Below are 17226 nucleotides of genomic sequence, written 5' to 3'. Positions count from 1 at the left end.
CCACCCTGGCGTTCTAGTTTTAACTGTCTCACCCATTTATCCATAGTGGACTTACCTACGTTCATCGCCTTTGCAGCTTCGATGATGCTATGGTTTTTATCGAGGACTAATTGGGCTGCTTCAAGTTTGAATTCAGCACTAAATGTTTTTCTGGTTGTCGATCTCATGTGTTCACCTAAAGTCATCTACGAGGTAATAATATCACCTCTATTTAGGTGGCCAAAATTAGTGTGCCACTACACAGGGTAAACAGAACATGATGAAAGATGAAATCGGACATGTGAAATCATGGAGACCTTACCAGTTAATCTTGGAATTGATCCATCCAGCATTTCCAGACGAACCAGGCTTTATGTTAACTGGCTCTATCTGTTATGACGCTACAGACATATCTTTAAGTGCAGACTTACGTGACAAGAGTAACGCATATATTGTTTGTGCATTGAATAAGGATGTAAACACTTTTGATACTATGATTGACGCTCTCCACTACCACATGTTCCAGCCGGTGGTTTTAGTAAATACAGGAGCCTATGGAGGCTCATGCGCAAAAGCACCTTACCGAGACCCTCACTTACGATTGATCTCTCACTGTCATGGTAACAACCAAGTGTCAATCAGTACGTTTGAAATGAATATGTTCGATTTTAGACGTGACAGTGTTGGTAAATCAATGCAATCCGGAAACCAGATAAAAACACAACCCGCAGGAGTTAGAAAATGATGTGTTTTAAGTCGGGTTTTGCAGCCCTGCTTGATATTAGCTTATGGGCGGGTTGGGCCAATATAGTTATGGCAATAGTTGCAGTTTTGGCACTGTTATTTGCTCGAACTCAAGTTGAAAGTGCTCGACGTGATAGTAGACGAGCTTCCGCTTATGCAGCATATAGTGAGTATCTTAAACTTTGTATTGAAAATGAATCATTTGCTAGAGGTATGGAGATAGAGATTACACGTAATGAAGATGATTATTCTAAATATCGTTGGTTTGTGGCCAATATGCTTTTTGCGTTTGAGCAGGTACTTGAAGTTTGCAAGGATGACCCTACTTGGAAGGAAACTATTCGACATCAACTACTTCGTCACAAATGGCATTTAGATAAATCTGGTTCAGCCAAAAGAGACGAATGGGGCGCAGATCTTAAAGATTTATTTCCAAAGTGAGAGATGAAAGAGGAAAAGAGGGACACCGAGGAAAAAGATAATAAGAGGGACACCCACATGTTTCTGAGATGAAAAAGTGCTCATCTAAAGCATCTACGTGAAAATAAATGATGATAGTGTGAAAAACTGCAGCTAAAAGGTACACAGGAATTAACGAAATTAAGCACGCTCGTTGAAGTGGCCGTTGGCGGCATGGCCGCTCATTCATATCTGACCCATAGGGATATGGGAAATGTCACCATTATATCGGGAACATAATTGACCATGTGACCGCGGCATTCGCGCATCCATATGCAGTAGATGCCGCCGTCGAACCCTCTGGAATGACTTTTATTATTTAAGCAGAGCGTGTCACTGGAATGAGAGTGCTTAATTGTGTCGCTGGATTTATAGTTTCAACATCAAAACATCACTATATCAAGGAACTACTATGTACTTCATTGCTGCTTTTGGTTTAATGATGTTGTTATTAAGTCTAGTGATGGCTGTAAAGCCTGAGTCTTTCTCTAAGGGGATTATTTCATTTAGCGAGCAGCCCTACTTCCATATTGCTGAAGTGTTTAGCCGAGTTATTGCGGGTCTCATTTTTACCCATTACTCAACCGATACTCAGTTTCCACAGACCATTTTTGCGATAGGTATTGTATTATTCAGTGTTGGAATGGGCTTGGCGTTAACGCCTCCAAGGTTACATAGGAAGTTTGCGCTATGGTCTGCTCAATACTTCAACAATAAATTCCGTTTAATTGGTCTATTTTCCATCCCGCTATCTTTGCTACTTATCTATTCTGCTGTTGGCGCCTAAAAAATAGTATGCAATCCAACAACAAGGATTTTGTCACAATAATTTAGTTTTAGCTAAAGCAATCGCAACTTGTAAAAAACAATGCTAAGGTAATGATTCGTATAACAAGTATTGCTTTCCAAGCAGAATCTGTCGGAGAAAAAGGATGTTTATCAGATATATTTTAATGCTCACTGCCGTGCTGCTATGCCTTTACCCTGTTTGGGGATTAGTGAGCCCAGCAAGCTACTTGCAGGAGATATTAGAGGTTTATCCCGATGCGGAACAAGCCAGTCATACTCAAGTACGAATTACGGCGGCTATTTTATGGATAAGCAATCTGACGCTATCATTTGCGTTACTATTTATTGCAAAATTCATTAAACAACCTCAAACGTACAAATTCGCGAAAATATCGTCTATCGCATTAATTAGCTATCCATTTATTCTGACGATAACAGAGGCAATTTCTCACAGTATTCTATACCGCCACCTAGTACATCCTACGTTTACAATCGAGTTTTCAGCGCAAAAATTGTTCTATTTCGTATTTGGCCTGATCATTCTGGGAATTTATCAATCCCAACAAGAGTACAAACGCGCCAAAGAGAATGGTTAATTTATCAACATATTTTGAGGAAAAACCATTGAAGTTCTTTACCTCTTTTATTTTTGCTTTTATTGGCTCAAAATTATTATTCAAATACTTCGATTTTCACTACGATATTTTTAGCGATCCTTTTGAACCATTGAAATTTATTATTGATACGGGTGTGTTCGTTGTTATTTTTATATCGACACAGATACTGTATGAAAAAATATTCAGTAAAACGAAGAAACAAGAACAGCCATAATTCCCCCAACTAATGCACATAGGGATAATGCACAGAGGGACCATGAATAATATATGCTGTTAACACGCTCACAAGCGCTAAGCGACCAACCGAAACCACATAGGAACTAAGATGCTTTATATGCGAAAGATAATTCTCCCACTGATCATGCTAAGTCTTGGCGCATTGCCTCTATTTACTCAAGCACAGGACACAAGCGCGTTATGGGGTAAAAAGTACACTGAGGTGAAATCGAGTTTATTGGCTGCTGGCTGGGTATTAGCGCCTGTAGCAGAAGATGAAACGCCAATAACAGCAGATTACCCCGAAATAACCTGTGGTAACGGCGCGATGGCAATTTGCTCTGTCGGCTTTAAGCGAGACAATAGTACACTTGCCTTAGTTGTTGAATCTATTGAACAAGAGCTTATTGTGACAGGTGAATACTAAATAGCCCAATAGATGATGTTAAACTCAGCCTAAGCATCTAATGTAAACGAGGTAGTGATGTCATCTATCCCCCAATCAAAACAAGAACTTGAATTGGCTATTTACTCAGTTTTCCCCAAATTGATGGCTGACTATCGTTCAATCCCAGCCCAAATGTCCCGAGTGTGCAGCATAGAAGGAAACATCAAAGGTACACAAATTAGTGTAAGTGATACCGTCGCTTACCTTATTGGTTGGGGTAAATTAGTGCTCAAATGGTACGAGTTAACATCGCAAGCACTCCCCGTTGATTTTCCCGATACGGGTTATAAATGGAATCAACTGGGATTATTAGCAGAGCGATTTCATCATGAATATAGCCTATGGCAATATACTGATTTACTTGATGAATATGAAATGACAATGAAAAAATTGTCAACGCTGATTGCGAGTCTCAGTGATCAGCAACTGTACGGCATAACTTGGTACGATAAATGGACTCTGGGCCGTATGATCCAGTTCAATACTTACTCCCCGATGAAGAATATGCGTACCAAAGTACGACGATTCAAAAAAGACAATGCATTACCCTAGTAAACAACTCTTTTAAGCACGGAGGTATTCATGCCAAGTACCCACACTCACCCGCAGTTAGGTCCAAATCCCAACGATAAAGCGCCGATGAAAGGCTTTCCTCAGGTTGGCTTTCTTAAAAATTTTATTTCCCGCGAGAACATTATTGTCGGTGATTACACTTATTATGACGATCCAGCAGGTCCTGAGAGGTTCGAGTCAAATGTACTTTATCACTTTGACTTTATTGGCGATAAACTGAATATCGGTAAATTCTGTGCCATTGCGAAAGACGTGAAATTCATTATGAATGGCGCCAATCATCAAGTATCTGGCTTCTCGACTTATCCTTTTTATATCTTCGGCAATGGCTGGGAGAAAGCGGCGCCCAAGCCCGAAGATTTACCTTTTAAGGGCGACACCTGTATCGGTAACGACGTATGGATTGGTTATAACGCCACTATCATGCCTGGGGTGAAAATTGGCCACGGCGCCATTGTTGCCAGTCAATCCGTAGTGACAAAAGATGTGCCACCCTACGCTGTGGTTGGCGGTAATCCTGCCACAGTGATCAAGCTGAGATTCGAGCAAACTGTGATAGATGAGCTTGTTGCCATCGCTTGGTGGGATTGGCCGATAGAGAAAATCACTCAACACCTACACGCCATCGCAGGGGCAGAACTCACAACATTACAGCAGGCAACCTAAATAACGCCTATCGCGAGCAAGACTGAACAAAAAATCTCAAGCGACAAGCATTAAGCAACAAACATAAAAAACCGCCATTAAACGCAAACAAAATCCAATATGCGCAATTTTGTACAAAAGCGCTGAGGGTGTCTGGGTTACTATCAGGCACAACCCGCCATTAATACACTAAACACGGAGGCCTACTGTGAACACAGAACATGCGGCCTACCAGATTGCCGATGAATTAGGTGGCCTCGAGTTACTCAATGCCCACTACCATAAACAAAACTTTAGTCGGCACACCCACGAAGGTTACACAGTCGGCGTGATTGAAACGGGGGCGCAGCGTTTTTATCGCACGGGTGGCAACCATGTGGCGCCAAAGCACAGCATCATTCTCGTCAACGCCGACGAAGTCCATAATGGTTGTAGCGCCACCGAGGGCGGTTGGTCCTATCGTGCCATGTATCCAGTACCCGCGCAGTTTGCCAATATTAACAGTGAGCTAGCATCAAACCGCGGTGCGCCCTATTTCCCTGAGCCCGTAGTGTACGATCCTGAATTAGCCGAATTACTGCGCTTCACCTTTACGACTTTAGATACATCGGACAATCGCTTACTGCGCGAAAGCTTGGTCTATTCAAGCTTGACACAGTTGATGACACGCCATGGCAAGAATCACCCAAGCGATGACCTCACTGTAATCGCTAAGCCTGCGTTAGCACTGGTGAAATCCTTTATCGACGATCATCCTGCAGCCGACATCTCCCTTGAAGAGCTGGCAACACTCGCGGGATTAAGCCCCTATTATTTGCTGAACCAATTTCAGCGTTATTACGGCTTACCGCCCCACGCTTACCAAATTCAGGCAAGAGTGAGACTCGCCAAAGGAAAAATCAAACAAGGCACACGGCTGCTCGATGTCGCCCTCGATTGTGGTTTTCACGATCAAAGCCATTTGAATCGACATTTTAAGAAGACAGTCGGTGTTACGCCAGGGCAATTTGCCAAAGAAATAGGCCGCAATATTATCCAAGCCTAAACAATCACTTTAAGTTAATCTGCCATGCTCATTCTTGCTTTCTCCTCTATTGACTAAGCAAGCAACCTTATCCAAGCATTTATTATTTAACAGCAACCCCATCGCCGCTATTTTTAGGAGCCAAAGTGACCACCGACAAGCTTATAAAACCTGATGTTTATCCTGTGCATCCCACAAAATCCAAGGCATTTTTAAAAGGCACCTTGGCCATGATGCCGTTGACGATAGCGGTTGTACCTTGGGGAATTTTAGCGGGCTCCTTCGCCATTGAGGTTGGGCTAACGCCCATTGAGAGCCAAGCTATGTCGGCGATTATCTTTGCGGGCGCGGCTCAATTAGTGGCGCTCGGCATGGTGAAAGCCGGTATTGGTCTGTGGAGTATCTTAATTACGACGTTACTCATCACCTCACGCCATCTGTTATATGCAATGGCGATGCGCAGTCAAATCAGTCCGTTGCCGTTAAAGTGGCGCCTAACATTGGGCTTTTTGCTCACAGATGAACTGTTTGCCATCGCCAATCAAGGCAAGTTACATAAGTTCGACCCTTGGTACGCCCTTGGCGGAGGTTTGAGTTTCTATATCGGTTGGAACATAGCAACCTTTCTTGGCATAGTGGCGGGCAATGCGATCGAGAATTTAGATGAGATGGGATTAGATTTTGCCATCGCAGCCACCTTTATCGCTCTGGTCGTTCCTACCATAAAAAAGCCATCGATTCTCGTCTGTGTATTAGTCTCGCTCACCCTAGCAGTGGTATGCGCCGTTTTTAAAATTCAAGCGGGACTGCTCATTGCCGCCATTGCGGGAATGACGGCAGGTGTACTTTACGCCAAAGTGACCAAGGAAGCGGAACCCGCGGAACAATCCGCCAGCCAGTTAGCAAGCGCACAGACCAAAACAGAAGTGGATACTGGAGTTGGGACTGACATTAAGACAAAAACATTGTCAGGAGAAAAAGTATGATTTGGTTAATGATCTTTTCAATGGCGGCGGTTGTGTTTATCAGTCGTCATTTACTACTTGAGCCTAAACTACCGCTGCGATTAAGTAAGGGCACCCAAACCTTTTTAAGTTACTCGGCCCCTGCGGTACTCACTGCGATCTTTGCGCCCATAGTGTTTGTGCAGGAAGGTCAGCTCGATCTGAGCCTAGACAACAGCTATCTCATTTGCGCCGTAGTCGCTACAGTGTTGGCGCTCATCACTCGCAATACCTTGCTGACCACAGTGCTGAGTATGGGACTGTTTTTCTTTATCCACTAAGTAAGCAAAGAGTCAGTGCTCAGCAACGGCACTGACTCTTGCATCAATCACTGACACCGTCCCTACCACTCTTTTACACAGCCTAACCCTCTCTGAGACATCGCCCCCTAGAAAATTACTGACACGTTATCTTGATTTTCCACAATCTTCATATATTTAGACTCTTATGTCTGTGCAACTAACAGTATCGGCTTTAACGGTATTTCACACATCGACGATAATGGAAGAGTGATGATATTTATCAGCAATAACAAAGACTCAAACAATAAAAACAATATACTTAATCTAACCATATTCAAACTATTTAGTCTCTAAAACGTCCATTCAGAAATGTTATTTACAGCATCTATTACGGCATTAATCTCAGTATAGTTCTCGGTATAGCTCTCGGTATAAAGAGTCCATTTAAAAAGTTTTACATAATAAAATGCCGCATAAATATTAATCCACATTCAAAAACCAACCCACTAAATTTAAAGTAAATACACTATATTATAAAGTTCTAAATACCGTTTAAAAATAAAGTGATTAACATTTTTAACCAGATTAAAACACACCTCAAATTAATTAATTAATTTTTATTTTGTTTAATAAAAATAAAAGTGCTAGTTTTTAGATGTGCCTAGCAGTAATGATTATTTATATGATTCAGGACTACATATAATTGCCATCGGCGCTCTCAATGAAAGGACGTATTTTATTAAAATAAAGGAACAATCATGAGAACAAAATCTAGCCTGAGTATATTAACGTTATCCTGTTTAACCGCACTTGGAACTGTTTCTTTGTTGGCCGAAGCTGCTATTCCGAATACTATTCCAAAACTGTCAATGGTAGAACACGCTGCCCCTGATCTTGATTCGCTTAAAAATGATGCGATTAACGATCCCTCGTTTATCAGCTCGTTATTCTCCTTAGGACACCATCTTGGATATGCATGGGCTGGCGGTACGGCATCCCAGTATGTTGGTGAAGACATCGAAGTCAGAAGGGAATCGAGCAACGAATACAGTCTTAAAGCCCGCTATAACGGCAATGATCCTTATGCAAGCGGCTACAGAGCGAATGAACGTTTGAAGATAAATTTACAAAATATTCATTTCGTCACTAATCCTCAAAGTCTAAAGTTAGGTTCACCTCAAGTTTATGATCGTGAGGCTATTTATACTGCTCCTGTGGTTATCTATAACTGGGGCGATACCGAAGATACCGGTGTGGCCACCCTAAACTATGATTACACCACTAGCTGGGCCAAAACCGATAATTTCTCCTTCTCCGAGAAAATTGGCGTAACCAATAAATATGAAGTGGGTATTCCAGGAATAGGTGGAGCAAGTTCTGAAATCAGCGCCGAATTTTCTGCCAGCCAAGGTTGGAGTGAAACCGACGGCAAAAGTACAACGATTTCGAGTCAGGCGCAGTACCGCGCAATTATGCCGCCTCGCAGCAAACGTTATATCTCAATCACCCTATTTAAACAAAAGGCGGATGTCCCATACACCTCAAGTTTATATATGATGTACGATATAAAATATGAGAACTTCTTAAAATGGGGTGGTAATGCGCATATTAATCATCCGACAAATAGACCTAACTTCCCTTACACCTTTGGCGGAGCGAATGCGAATAATCTTAATGGACCAGAAGCCTTAGTCGATCAATATCTTCATCAAGATATAAACGGTTATGGTGTATGGGATTGGCCTGCAGCAATTAATTCGGCACAGTCAAAAAGTGGGTTTGAGTGGCAATTGGCGAATATTGTTAGACAACATGGCGCACCTATCAACGGTAAATTTACCGCAATAGATTCGAGTCAATTTAATATCGATGCGAGTGAATCCTATCCATTAACGGATGAAGACATTGCTAATCGCCCTAAAAGCGCTCAAAAGTTAGGACTGAGTCGCAATATTCAGGTTGCCGTCGGCGAACTCCAAAACAATGATGAAGATGGTTTAATCAAAAAACTGAATATTTCGCAATCAAGTGAAGTCATGTTAAACAATTAAAAACGGTGAGCTTAGGCTCTCAATAACAGCTATGACACCAGTATCAGAGAGATCTCGATACAACTAGCGAATTACTAGAAAGTTACTAGCAAATTAAAAATGTAATACAAAGCCACTTATTCGAGTGGCTTTTCTTTCGCTTCTGCTCGCGCCTTTGATTGCTCATCCATCAGGCAAATATAATCTTCAAGCTCTTGCCCGAAAGTGAGATCAAAATGACGGTTTAACCGCACAAGACCTGTGATGCGATCGACCCTGAAATTACGAAAATCAGCACGTAGCTCACACCATGTCAGTAAGGTCCAAGTACCACGCCAAAAATAGATGGCGAGCGGCCTAACTTCCCGTTCGGTGACATCCAGTTTGACATCTTGGTAGAAGAGTTTGACGTATTCGCGGCGCTGAGCCGCATTACGCAAGGGATCGAGGAATTGAAACTCATTGGAATCGAGGTAAAAATCCGGTGAAAACATTAGGGATTGATAGGCTTGTAATCGTTTAGGCAACACAGCTTCGACTTTAATCATCGCCTGCCTCGCGGCGCTACCAAGCTCCTTACCACCCCAAGTTTGTACCATTCGCATGCCAACTTGAATCGCTTCGAGTTCGGCTTCGTTAAACATCAAGGGCGGAACATTAACCTCATGGCGCAACAAATAGCCGACACCCGCTTCCCCTTCAATAGGAATGCCACTTAAACACAGGTCCTGCACATCACGGTAAATCGTGCGTGTAGAAACCTCTAACCGTTCAGCCAACTCTTGGGCTGTGGTCAGGCGTTTGTGTTTAAGAATTTGCACTATTTGAAATAGGCGATCAGCGCGGCGCATTAGCTCTGGTTTAACCCTTTATCTATCAATCAATTGATTAAGTATTATTACCCTAGGTCAATCGCTGGTATGTCCTTGAATACACACTTGAGTGTTTTTACGATTTGAATCATAAAATCCCGATATAGATCTCAACCTCAGTAGCACTAAGATAGACTTCAAAATCCGTTTGATAGCGTCGCTGATGAAAGCAATCAGCCGCGCTAAAATAACCCCACACTTGCCCCCAAAGATCGATAACACACTGGGGCATATCACCCTGGGCGGTGAATTTTAGGTATTTGCCAGCGTTAAGCTCCAATGGCGTAAAATGACTTGCATCAACAGGGGCATCAATTGCCTTACCCACCAGTACAGAAAACTCGCCATTCATGTCTGACTCATAGTCATAATACACGCCATACATGGGCGAATTAAGCATTGCTGTCAGCTGGGATGATTCAAAAAAGGCTTGCCACAGACCGCCTATTCTCGCGCTATCGACAGACATTTCTGCCCGATTATTCGTGCGGGTGCTTAGTCCAAGTAACGGTCGAGCATCAATATAAACCACATCCATCTTTGTTTCTTCCATAGAAATCTAAACCAATAGGTTAATGTTAGCGTCGTGCCTTAAGGGCACGACGCTAAAAATTTAACACTCGAGACTACTTATCCTTAGACCACAGACCGACTTTATTGCCTTCACTATCGGCAAATAAGGCGATATAACCACACTCACCGTCTTTTATCGGTGTGACTGGCAGGATAATCGTCACCTGTGCTGCGATCAGTTTATCCACTAAAGGTTGCAATTGTGCGCTGAAATGCAGATACACAGTGCTGCCTTGCATCGATGGTTGGCTCATGCTGCATTTGACTAGCCCTATGCTCGCCGCACTCGCATCTTCGGTGACTATGGTCGCATATTCCATGTCTTCCATATCGTCACGTTTAAACTCAACCCCAAAATGCTGCTGATAAAAGGCAACGGCACGGTTCATATCACTGACAGGAATTTCACCCCAAACTAACGGTGCAATAGATAACATTTTCACTTTCTCCTTGTTGAAAAATATCAATGATTCAAAATCTTATTTATAAAATTCAGGACAGAATCATTAACGGGCGACAACAAGAATAAAACAAGGCTACTGACAGCATGATGTCAGTAGCCTTTTAATAAAAGTGAATTTTGGCGTTTTAACTTAACCAGCAACCAAGATTATTTTGGCAAACTGGCTTGATGTGCCTGAATAAAATCATCCATGGCTTTGCTCGCCCTCGCTTGGGCGCTGGCTAAGGTATCTGTATCAACCATAGTTTCTACCACTTCGTAGTAGCACTTAATTTTAGGTTCAGTGCCAGATGGTCTGACGATCACCCGAGCCCCGCCCGCTAAGCAGTAAGTCAATACATCGCTCGGTGGTAAGTCGATTTTCTCAATATTTCCATCGGCAAAATGACGCTCAAGCGCCTTTAAATCATCGGTTGAGAGCACATCTAACTCACCAATCTTCACCGGTGGATGCTCGCGCAAATAGGCGCCAATATTGGGCGTGTCAGGTTTTAGCGCAATGCTCACCTGCGCATTGAGATGGAAGCCATGCTCACGGTAAATTTGCTCGAGTCTGTCCCAAATCGTTTGCCCCTTCGCCACCAGTTCGGCAGTTAATTGGGCAAATGCCACCAGCGCCGACAGGCCGTCTTTGTCCCACACCATGCTGCCAACTGTGTAGCCAAGGGCTTCTTCATAGGCAAACAGGAACTGATCCTCAGGGGACATTTTTGCAATCCCCACATTCATCAGCCACTTAAAGCCAGTGAGCGTGGTAAAGCTTTGCGTACCAAAACCCTGAGCAATTTTAGATAACAGGCTCGATGACACTATCGTTGTACCCGTAAGACGCTGATTATCTTTGGCATGAGATAACAAGTAATGCCCAAAGAGCACACCAACTTGATCGCCCGTCAACATCTGATACTCGCCATCCTCTTTACGCACTGCAACCGCAAAACGGTCGGCATCGGGATCGTTAGCACAGGCGAGCATAGCGCCGTGTTTTTTCGCCTCGGCAATCACTAAATCCATCGCACCCTTTTCTTCAGGGTTTGGGAAGTTCACCGTCGGGAAATCGCCATCGGGTTCACGCTGGGAGGCAACCGAATACACTTGGGTGAAACCGGCATCTTTCAATACAGTTTCGGCCATTTCAGCACCCACGCCGTGCATGGCGGTATAGGCTAAACTGACCTTTTCAGGAGCGGTATGGTTTTGCAGCACCTCAGCTTGCTGCACACCATGACGATAGCTTTGGTAAAAATCGTCCTGCAGGATAATTAACTTACCTTGGTTTACCGCGTCATCATGCTCTAAAAACGGAATCGCTTGATTCGCGGCGCGCTCAATTTGCGCGGCAATGCCAGAGTCGTGGGGCGGAATAATCTGCGCGCCATTCTCCCAATAGACTTTATAGCCATTGTATTGCGGCGGGTTATGACTCGCGGTCACCACAATGCCTGCTGCCGCATTAAAATGTTTTACCCCAAAGGCCACCAACGGCGTTGGCGCTACTTTGGACGTTAAGCGCACCTTAATCCCCATAGCGGTGAGCACACTCGCCGCATCATGGGCAAAATTAAATGAATCGTGGCGGCCATCATAACCAATCACCACGCCACGCTCGGCTGCATCTTTAATCTGATCAAGTAGATAAGCACCAAGACCAGCAGAGGTTTGGCGGATCACCAAACGGTTCATCCCCATAGGCCCTGCACCGACGACACCGCGTAATCCTGCGGTGCCAAACTCCAAGCGACCCGCAAAGCGCGCCGCGAGTTCGGCATCATTGCCGCTATCAATTAGAGTTTGTAACTGGGCTTGAGTGCGAGGGTCAGGATCATTTTCAAGCCAATGGTTTACCTGTAACTGCAGATGGGTATTCATATCACGCCTCATTGAAAATCATTTGCAATCACCTTAGGAAAAAGCAAGTAGAAGAACAAGCTAATTTGCATTAATTTCAAAATGAGCCAAGGGTATTGCCATAAAAAACGCACTATCTAACAGGTCATGCCAGATAGTGCGTTGGTTTTAACAAACTGGTTTCAAAACGGATTTAGAGTTTAAAGATATTGTCCTTCGTATCTCTGTCGATGAGCTTCACAAAGGGATCGACCCCCACATAACTGGGTTTTTCAGCCAAAGTGATCGTCAGCTTGTTTTCACCACTGACCAGCCTGTGCTTCTCAATCAATAACACCTGTTTGTCATCCTTTAGCTTATCGGGATCGGCACTAAAGGCACCGATATCGATGATGGCATCTAAAGGTTGCTCGGTTTCTTCACCTTTACCACTCGCGACTTTGCGACTGGCATAAATGCTCAAGTCAACTTGCGTCTTACCATCAGGCAGAGTGGTCATGACCGCATTGGTTAACCTAAGATCGTAGAGTGTGATGTCATTAAAAGACTCATCGATAAAGCGAGCTTGCGCTTCATCTGTGCCTTGCTCAAGGTAACTCACTAAATCCAATGTGGTTGGGAAAGGATCATTACGATACTGATAACGTGCTAAGAATGCCTTCAAATTAGCGTTGAGTTTCGCTTCACCCAACACATCTTTAATCGCCATCATCACCACTGAGCCTTTCTGATAATGAATGTACTGCTGATTTTCACTGCGCAGCAAAGGCATTTCTTTGATGGATTCAGATGAACGGCCACGTAAATATCTATCTAATTCATATTTCAAGAATTTACGGATCATTTTATCGCCGTACTTTTTCTCCAGCACCATCAGCGCCGAATACTGCGACAAGCTTTCGGATATCACAGCACTGCCCTGCACATCCGCAGCACCCACTTGGTGTCCCCACCATTGATGCGCCACTTCATGGGCGGTGACGTAATACACAGGATCGATATTATCCTCATTGCGTAAATCAGTAATAAAACCAATACGCTCTGAGTAAGGCACTGTATTAGCAAAACTTTGTGCAAAACTACGGTAACCCGGAAACTCCATAATTCGCATTTGCTTATGCTGATAAGGCCCAAATGCTTGTGTGTAGTAATCGATAGAATCTTTAACCGACTCTATCATGCGCGCAACGTTCCAAGGATGCTCCGCATGGTAGTAAACCTCAACCGCAACACCATTGTGCTCAGTTTTTTCCACCTGATAACGGCCCGAAATAATCGCGTAGAAATTCACCATAGGGCTATCCATTGAATAATGGAAATACTCACGCCCATCCTGCTGCCACTGTTTTTGCAAATACCCTGGCGCTAATGCAATTTGATCTGCACTTGTCGAAATAGTAGCTTCAAACTGAATGAAATCACCATCGACACCAAAGAAGTTTTGCGTGTAGTAACGGCTGTCTTCAAGCTTGTTCGCTCGAGCTTTTTCGGCTAAATCGCGCTTTTCGCGCTCGTGGCGATCCATCAGCTCATAGCCGTCTTGATAACCAAAGAGGGGCAATAGTTCAAAGTTGTTGATGAAGGTGCCATTTTCAACCACAGACATATCAAAGCCAGCTTCAGCAATACCCACAGACTGACGTACTAATTGAATGTCCCCTTGCACCACCTGCCCAGGCTGCACAGGTGTCGAAAAGGTCAACCAAGCATTGCGATAGCGGCTATCTAACTCACCTAAGTTTGTATTTGGGATATTGATTTTTACCGTTTCGGCCTCAGTATGCTCGGGCCACTGCACTAACATCCTTTCGATTGGTTTATCTGACTTGTTTTGCCATTCGAATATCACCTTAGCAACAATTTTTCGCTCTTCAGGGAAAATATCAATATTCGCGTTGACCTTAGTGGCCACTAAAATCGGCATGCTTTGGTATTGTTTGAAGGCCTTCTCATAATCGGCTTGCAGATCTGTGGTTTCATCTTGGGTTAAATAATGATTCAACACTTTTGTTTGGTAGAACAAATAACTGCCCATACCCAAAAACACCACCAAAGCAACGCTCACAATGGCTTTGCCACTAAAACCAAGCTGATAACTCAGTAATCCCATACGGGTTTTAAGGCTTTGCTGCGGTCCGCGATGGTACAAGCCATAACCTAAAACAAACAGGATAAGGCTAAAAGCCCCCCAGTAAATCATATAGAGTGCATGACTTAATAAGCCCCAACCGTAGCCGTTCATATCCGAGTAAATTAAGGTCGGTGATTGACCAAAGTTATATAAGCTATGGCCAAATCCCCAGCTTGCCATAACAAATGTCGTTAGATAATAAGCAACAAATAGCCCCATACCTGCGTACTTATTTGGGCTAAGCACTTGCAGGAAAAACGCCAGCACAGCGGTCATCAACAGCGGCAGGAGGTAATAAAATCCCAGTCGAATAAGGTACTGAGCAATCTCAAGATTGGCTTGACCTTTTATCAGTTGAAAAGCAATTGTGGTACACATAGCGAGCACATACAGCAAGGTCATCACTATGACCACAGATACTAGCTTTGAGCCCCAAAAACTTAAGTTTGAAACAGGAACGCTATCGACGATATCCCCCATTCCTGAACTGCGTTCACGCCAGACGATTTCTGCGCTGTAATAAATCAACACTATCACCATCAATAGCCCCGTCGCGCCAGCAATGTTATCCACCATATCTTGGGTTAATGGCCAATTAGATGTGCCGTACCAACCAAAATCATCGAACATGGGGCCGACTAAATTGAAAATAGTCAGCACACCTAACACCACAAATGGCGCGGTAAATAGTACTTGCCGTACTTCAAATTTAACCCGCGTCCAAAATTGCTGGCGACCATTAGGCTCAGTTGCCATAGCCAATTGTGCCAAAGGCACTAAGCTGGGGACTGTCCCCGCTTTATCGGATTTTTTCTCACGTTTCTTAGTCAAACTCGGCTGACGGAAAATCCCTGAAACGGCCAGTAATGCACAGGCAATTCCAAACCATATCGCCCTGTTTTGCAGTACGAGTCCTGAGAATTCAATTAACTGGCTATTCTTCTCGCTAATGGTCCAGTAACGGGTCACTTCGGCAAAGGTGCGCAGCGCAAAGGGATCAAGCAAAGCAGCAATAGTACGATATTGTGGCTGACTCGCCATTTCGCCCGTCAAGGTATAAAGCACCAACATGGCTACAGCGGTCAGATAGAGCGCCATTAAGGAACGAAAATGACTTGCCATCGCATAGAATAGAGTCGAGATCAGCAGCAAAGTCGGCATGGCGAGTAAAAAATACGGCACAAGATAATTCGATAACGCAAAAGGTCCAAAACGGCTAGCATCGACCCATGGCATAAAAGAGCCGAGCATTAACCCTATGGGGATAAAGGCAAATACCATCATCACCACAACAAAACTGCCGAGAAATCGACCAAATTGGTATGCAAATGGTGATAGGGGTTTGCTATAAATCAGCTCTTCCATCAAATGCTGATGATTGCGAATAGCCGTGCTACCCACAAAATTCACCACGGCAAACATGGAAATAAGTCCCATGATCAACATGGTTTGAGTAATCCCAAATGGGCTGTTTTTCATCACCTCACCGCCGCTACCAATTTGAATATTGTTAGAGACGACTGATAGAAAACTCATTAAAAACAATAGAAAAGAAACAACATAAAAGGATGGCTGACGCAAATAATAACGCCACTCAAACCTAAGCATTGATAACAACATATTGATATCTCCTTAGGCAGCCTGACGGCGGTGACTGAGCAAAGTCGAAAAATACAGATCTTCAAGTCCAGCAGTCGCAGGGGTAAATCCTTCAGGGCAAGTTTCAGCCATCACATTAAGGACTGTGCGTCCCGCTAATAAACGCTTAGAAATCACAGGTAATTGCGCTTCAAGCTCCTGTGCCTGTGCTTGACTCACAGTCTTAGTCCAAATTTTTTCCGTTAATTCACCCACCAATTGATGTGGATTGCCTTGAAGCAGAATTTTACCCGATGCCAAAACCGCCATATTAGCGCAGAGCTCTGACACATCTTCGACAATGTGAGTCGAGAGGATTACCACTTTTTCTTCGCCTAAACTCACCAGCAAGTTATGGAAACGGTTACGTTCTTCGGGATCGAGACCCGCGGTAGGCTCATCCACAATCAATAACTTAGGATCCCCAAGTAAGGCCTGAGCAATACCAAAGCGCTGACGCATACCGCCAGAGAAACCACTCACGGCTTTATTTTTATGCTGATAAAGATTGGTGTGTGCCAATAATCCTTCAACCGCTTCTTTGCGCAGCTTGCTCTGATTAATGCCCTTAAGAATGGCTAAATGATCTAACAGGTCATAGGCGCTAATACGCGGATAAACATTAAAGTCCTGAGGTAAATAACCTAAGGTTTTACGCAGCGCTTGAGGGTCGGCTAATACATCAATACCGTCAAACACTATGCTGCCACTATCGGCACTTTGCAGGGCGGCAATGGTACGCATGAGTGATGACTTGCCCGCGCCATTGGGTCCGAGTAAACCAAACATCCCTTTGGAAATCGTTAAATCAACACCATCGAGTGCTTTAACACCGTTATCATAGGTTTTAGTGAGATTAGAAATAGTCAGCATGCTTCCCTCTTGCGTCTGTGAGTTCAAAATACCGACAAACTATCACATAAAATTAACC

18 protein-coding genes are annotated in these 17226 nt (G+C 43.8%); 11 read left to right on the top strand and 7 right to left on the bottom strand.

The window, feature by feature from the left end; all coding sequences use genetic code 11:
* On the bottom strand, window positions 1–167 hold a 167-nt coding region (locus L5M38_RS16770), incomplete at its 3' end, for a transposase (RefSeq protein WP_263179741.1).
* An 89-nt stretch (window positions 168–256) separates the two neighbouring features.
* Between L5M38_RS16770 and L5M38_RS16765 the strand changes: the two genes are divergently transcribed.
* The 11 genes from L5M38_RS16765 to L5M38_RS16715 all read left to right on the top strand — a co-directional run bounded on the left by L5M38_RS16765 (window position 257) and on the right by L5M38_RS16715 (window position 8791).
* Window positions 257–724, top strand: a complete 468-nt coding sequence (locus tag L5M38_RS16765; RefSeq protein WP_263179738.1) for a hypothetical protein — start codon at window positions 257–259, stop codon at window positions 722–724.
* Window positions 721–1164, top strand: coding sequence for a hypothetical protein (locus L5M38_RS16760; RefSeq protein WP_216822571.1), 444 nt, complete (start codon window positions 721–723; stop codon window positions 1162–1164). Before L5M38_RS16765 ends, L5M38_RS16760 begins: the two co-directional genes overlap by 4 nt.
* 430 nt (window positions 1165–1594) lie before the next feature.
* Window positions 1595–1969 (top strand): hypothetical protein, encoded by a 375-nt coding sequence (locus L5M38_RS16755; RefSeq protein WP_113938872.1) that lies wholly within the window; start codon window positions 1595–1597, stop codon window positions 1967–1969.
* A 145-nt stretch (window positions 1970–2114) separates the two neighbouring features.
* The gene (locus tag L5M38_RS16750; protein ID WP_028760494.1) at window positions 2115–2567 is read left to right on the top strand and encodes a hypothetical protein; all 453 of its coding nucleotides are present in this window, start codon (window positions 2115–2117) and stop codon (window positions 2565–2567) included.
* Window positions 2568–2913: 346 nt separating this feature from the next.
* Complete coding sequence (locus tag L5M38_RS16745; RefSeq protein WP_317630249.1) at window positions 2914–3231, top strand: hypothetical protein; 318 nt, start codon at window positions 2914–2916, stop codon at window positions 3229–3231.
* Between the two features lie 57 nt (window positions 3232–3288).
* Window positions 3289–3804 (top strand): ClbS/DfsB family four-helix bundle protein, encoded by a 516-nt coding sequence (locus L5M38_RS16740; RefSeq protein ID WP_263179735.1) that lies wholly within the window; start codon window positions 3289–3291, stop codon window positions 3802–3804.
* Window positions 3805–3834: 30 nt separating this feature from the next.
* Window positions 3835–4491, top strand: coding sequence for a Vat family streptogramin A O-acetyltransferase (locus tag L5M38_RS16735; RefSeq protein WP_263179733.1), 657 nt, complete (start codon window positions 3835–3837; stop codon window positions 4489–4491).
* A gap of 187 nt (window positions 4492–4678) precedes the next feature.
* A complete protein-coding gene (locus L5M38_RS16730) occupies window positions 4679–5515 on the top strand; it encodes an AraC family transcriptional regulator (protein ID WP_263179731.1) in 837 nt (278 codons plus the stop codon).
* A gap of 125 nt (window positions 5516–5640) precedes the next feature.
* Window positions 5641–6480, top strand: coding sequence for an AzlC family ABC transporter permease (locus L5M38_RS16725; protein WP_219256101.1), 840 nt, complete (start codon window positions 5641–5643; stop codon window positions 6478–6480).
* On the top strand, window positions 6477–6779 hold the full coding sequence (locus tag L5M38_RS16720) for an AzlD domain-containing protein (protein ID WP_219234596.1): 303 nt from the start codon (window positions 6477–6479) through the stop codon (window positions 6777–6779). The genes L5M38_RS16725 and L5M38_RS16720 overlap by 4 nt, the downstream gene beginning before the upstream one ends.
* Before the next feature lie 719 nt (window positions 6780–7498).
* Window positions 7499–8791, top strand: coding sequence for an aerolysin family beta-barrel pore-forming toxin (locus L5M38_RS16715; RefSeq protein WP_263179730.1), 1293 nt, complete (start codon window positions 7499–7501; stop codon window positions 8789–8791).
* Window positions 8792–8907: 116 nt separating this feature from the next.
* Here the strand turns inward: L5M38_RS16715 and L5M38_RS16710 are convergent, their stop codons facing one another.
* The 6 genes from L5M38_RS16710 to L5M38_RS16685 all read right to left on the bottom strand — a co-directional run bounded on the left by L5M38_RS16710 (window position 8908) and on the right by L5M38_RS16685 (window position 17168).
* On the bottom strand, window positions 8908–9621 hold the full coding sequence (locus L5M38_RS16710; RefSeq protein ID WP_263179729.1) for a helix-turn-helix transcriptional regulator: 714 nt from the start codon (window positions 9619–9621) through the stop codon (window positions 8908–8910).
* Between the two features lie 109 nt (window positions 9622–9730).
* On the bottom strand, window positions 9731–10180 hold the full coding sequence (locus tag L5M38_RS16705; protein ID WP_263179740.1) for a GyrI-like domain-containing protein: 450 nt from the start codon (window positions 10178–10180) through the stop codon (window positions 9731–9733).
* 88 nt (window positions 10181–10268) lie between these two features.
* Window positions 10269–10652, bottom strand: a complete 384-nt coding sequence (locus L5M38_RS16700; protein ID WP_263179728.1) for a VOC family protein — start codon at window positions 10650–10652, stop codon at window positions 10269–10271.
* Between the two features lie 173 nt (window positions 10653–10825).
* Entirely contained in the window at window positions 10826–12547 is a 1722-nt protein-coding gene (locus tag L5M38_RS16695) for a phospho-sugar mutase (RefSeq protein ID WP_263179727.1), read from the bottom strand.
* Window positions 12548–12719: 172 nt separating this feature from the next.
* Window positions 12720–16277 (bottom strand): ABC transporter permease/M1 family aminopeptidase, encoded by a 3558-nt coding sequence (locus L5M38_RS16690; RefSeq protein ID WP_263179725.1) that lies wholly within the window; start codon window positions 16275–16277, stop codon window positions 12720–12722.
* Between the two features lie 12 nt (window positions 16278–16289).
* Window positions 16290–17168, bottom strand: a complete 879-nt coding sequence (locus L5M38_RS16685; RefSeq protein ID WP_028760513.1) for an ABC transporter ATP-binding protein — start codon at window positions 17166–17168, stop codon at window positions 16290–16292.
* Between the last annotated feature and the right edge of the window lie 58 nt (window positions 17169–17226).

Source organism: Shewanella sp. SM101, from assembly GCF_025654465.1.
GTDB lineage: Bacteria > Pseudomonadota > Gammaproteobacteria > Enterobacterales > Shewanellaceae > Shewanella > Shewanella oncorhynchi.
Note: the sequence above shows the minus strand (reverse complement) of the source record. Positions and strands in the feature narration are given on the sequence as shown.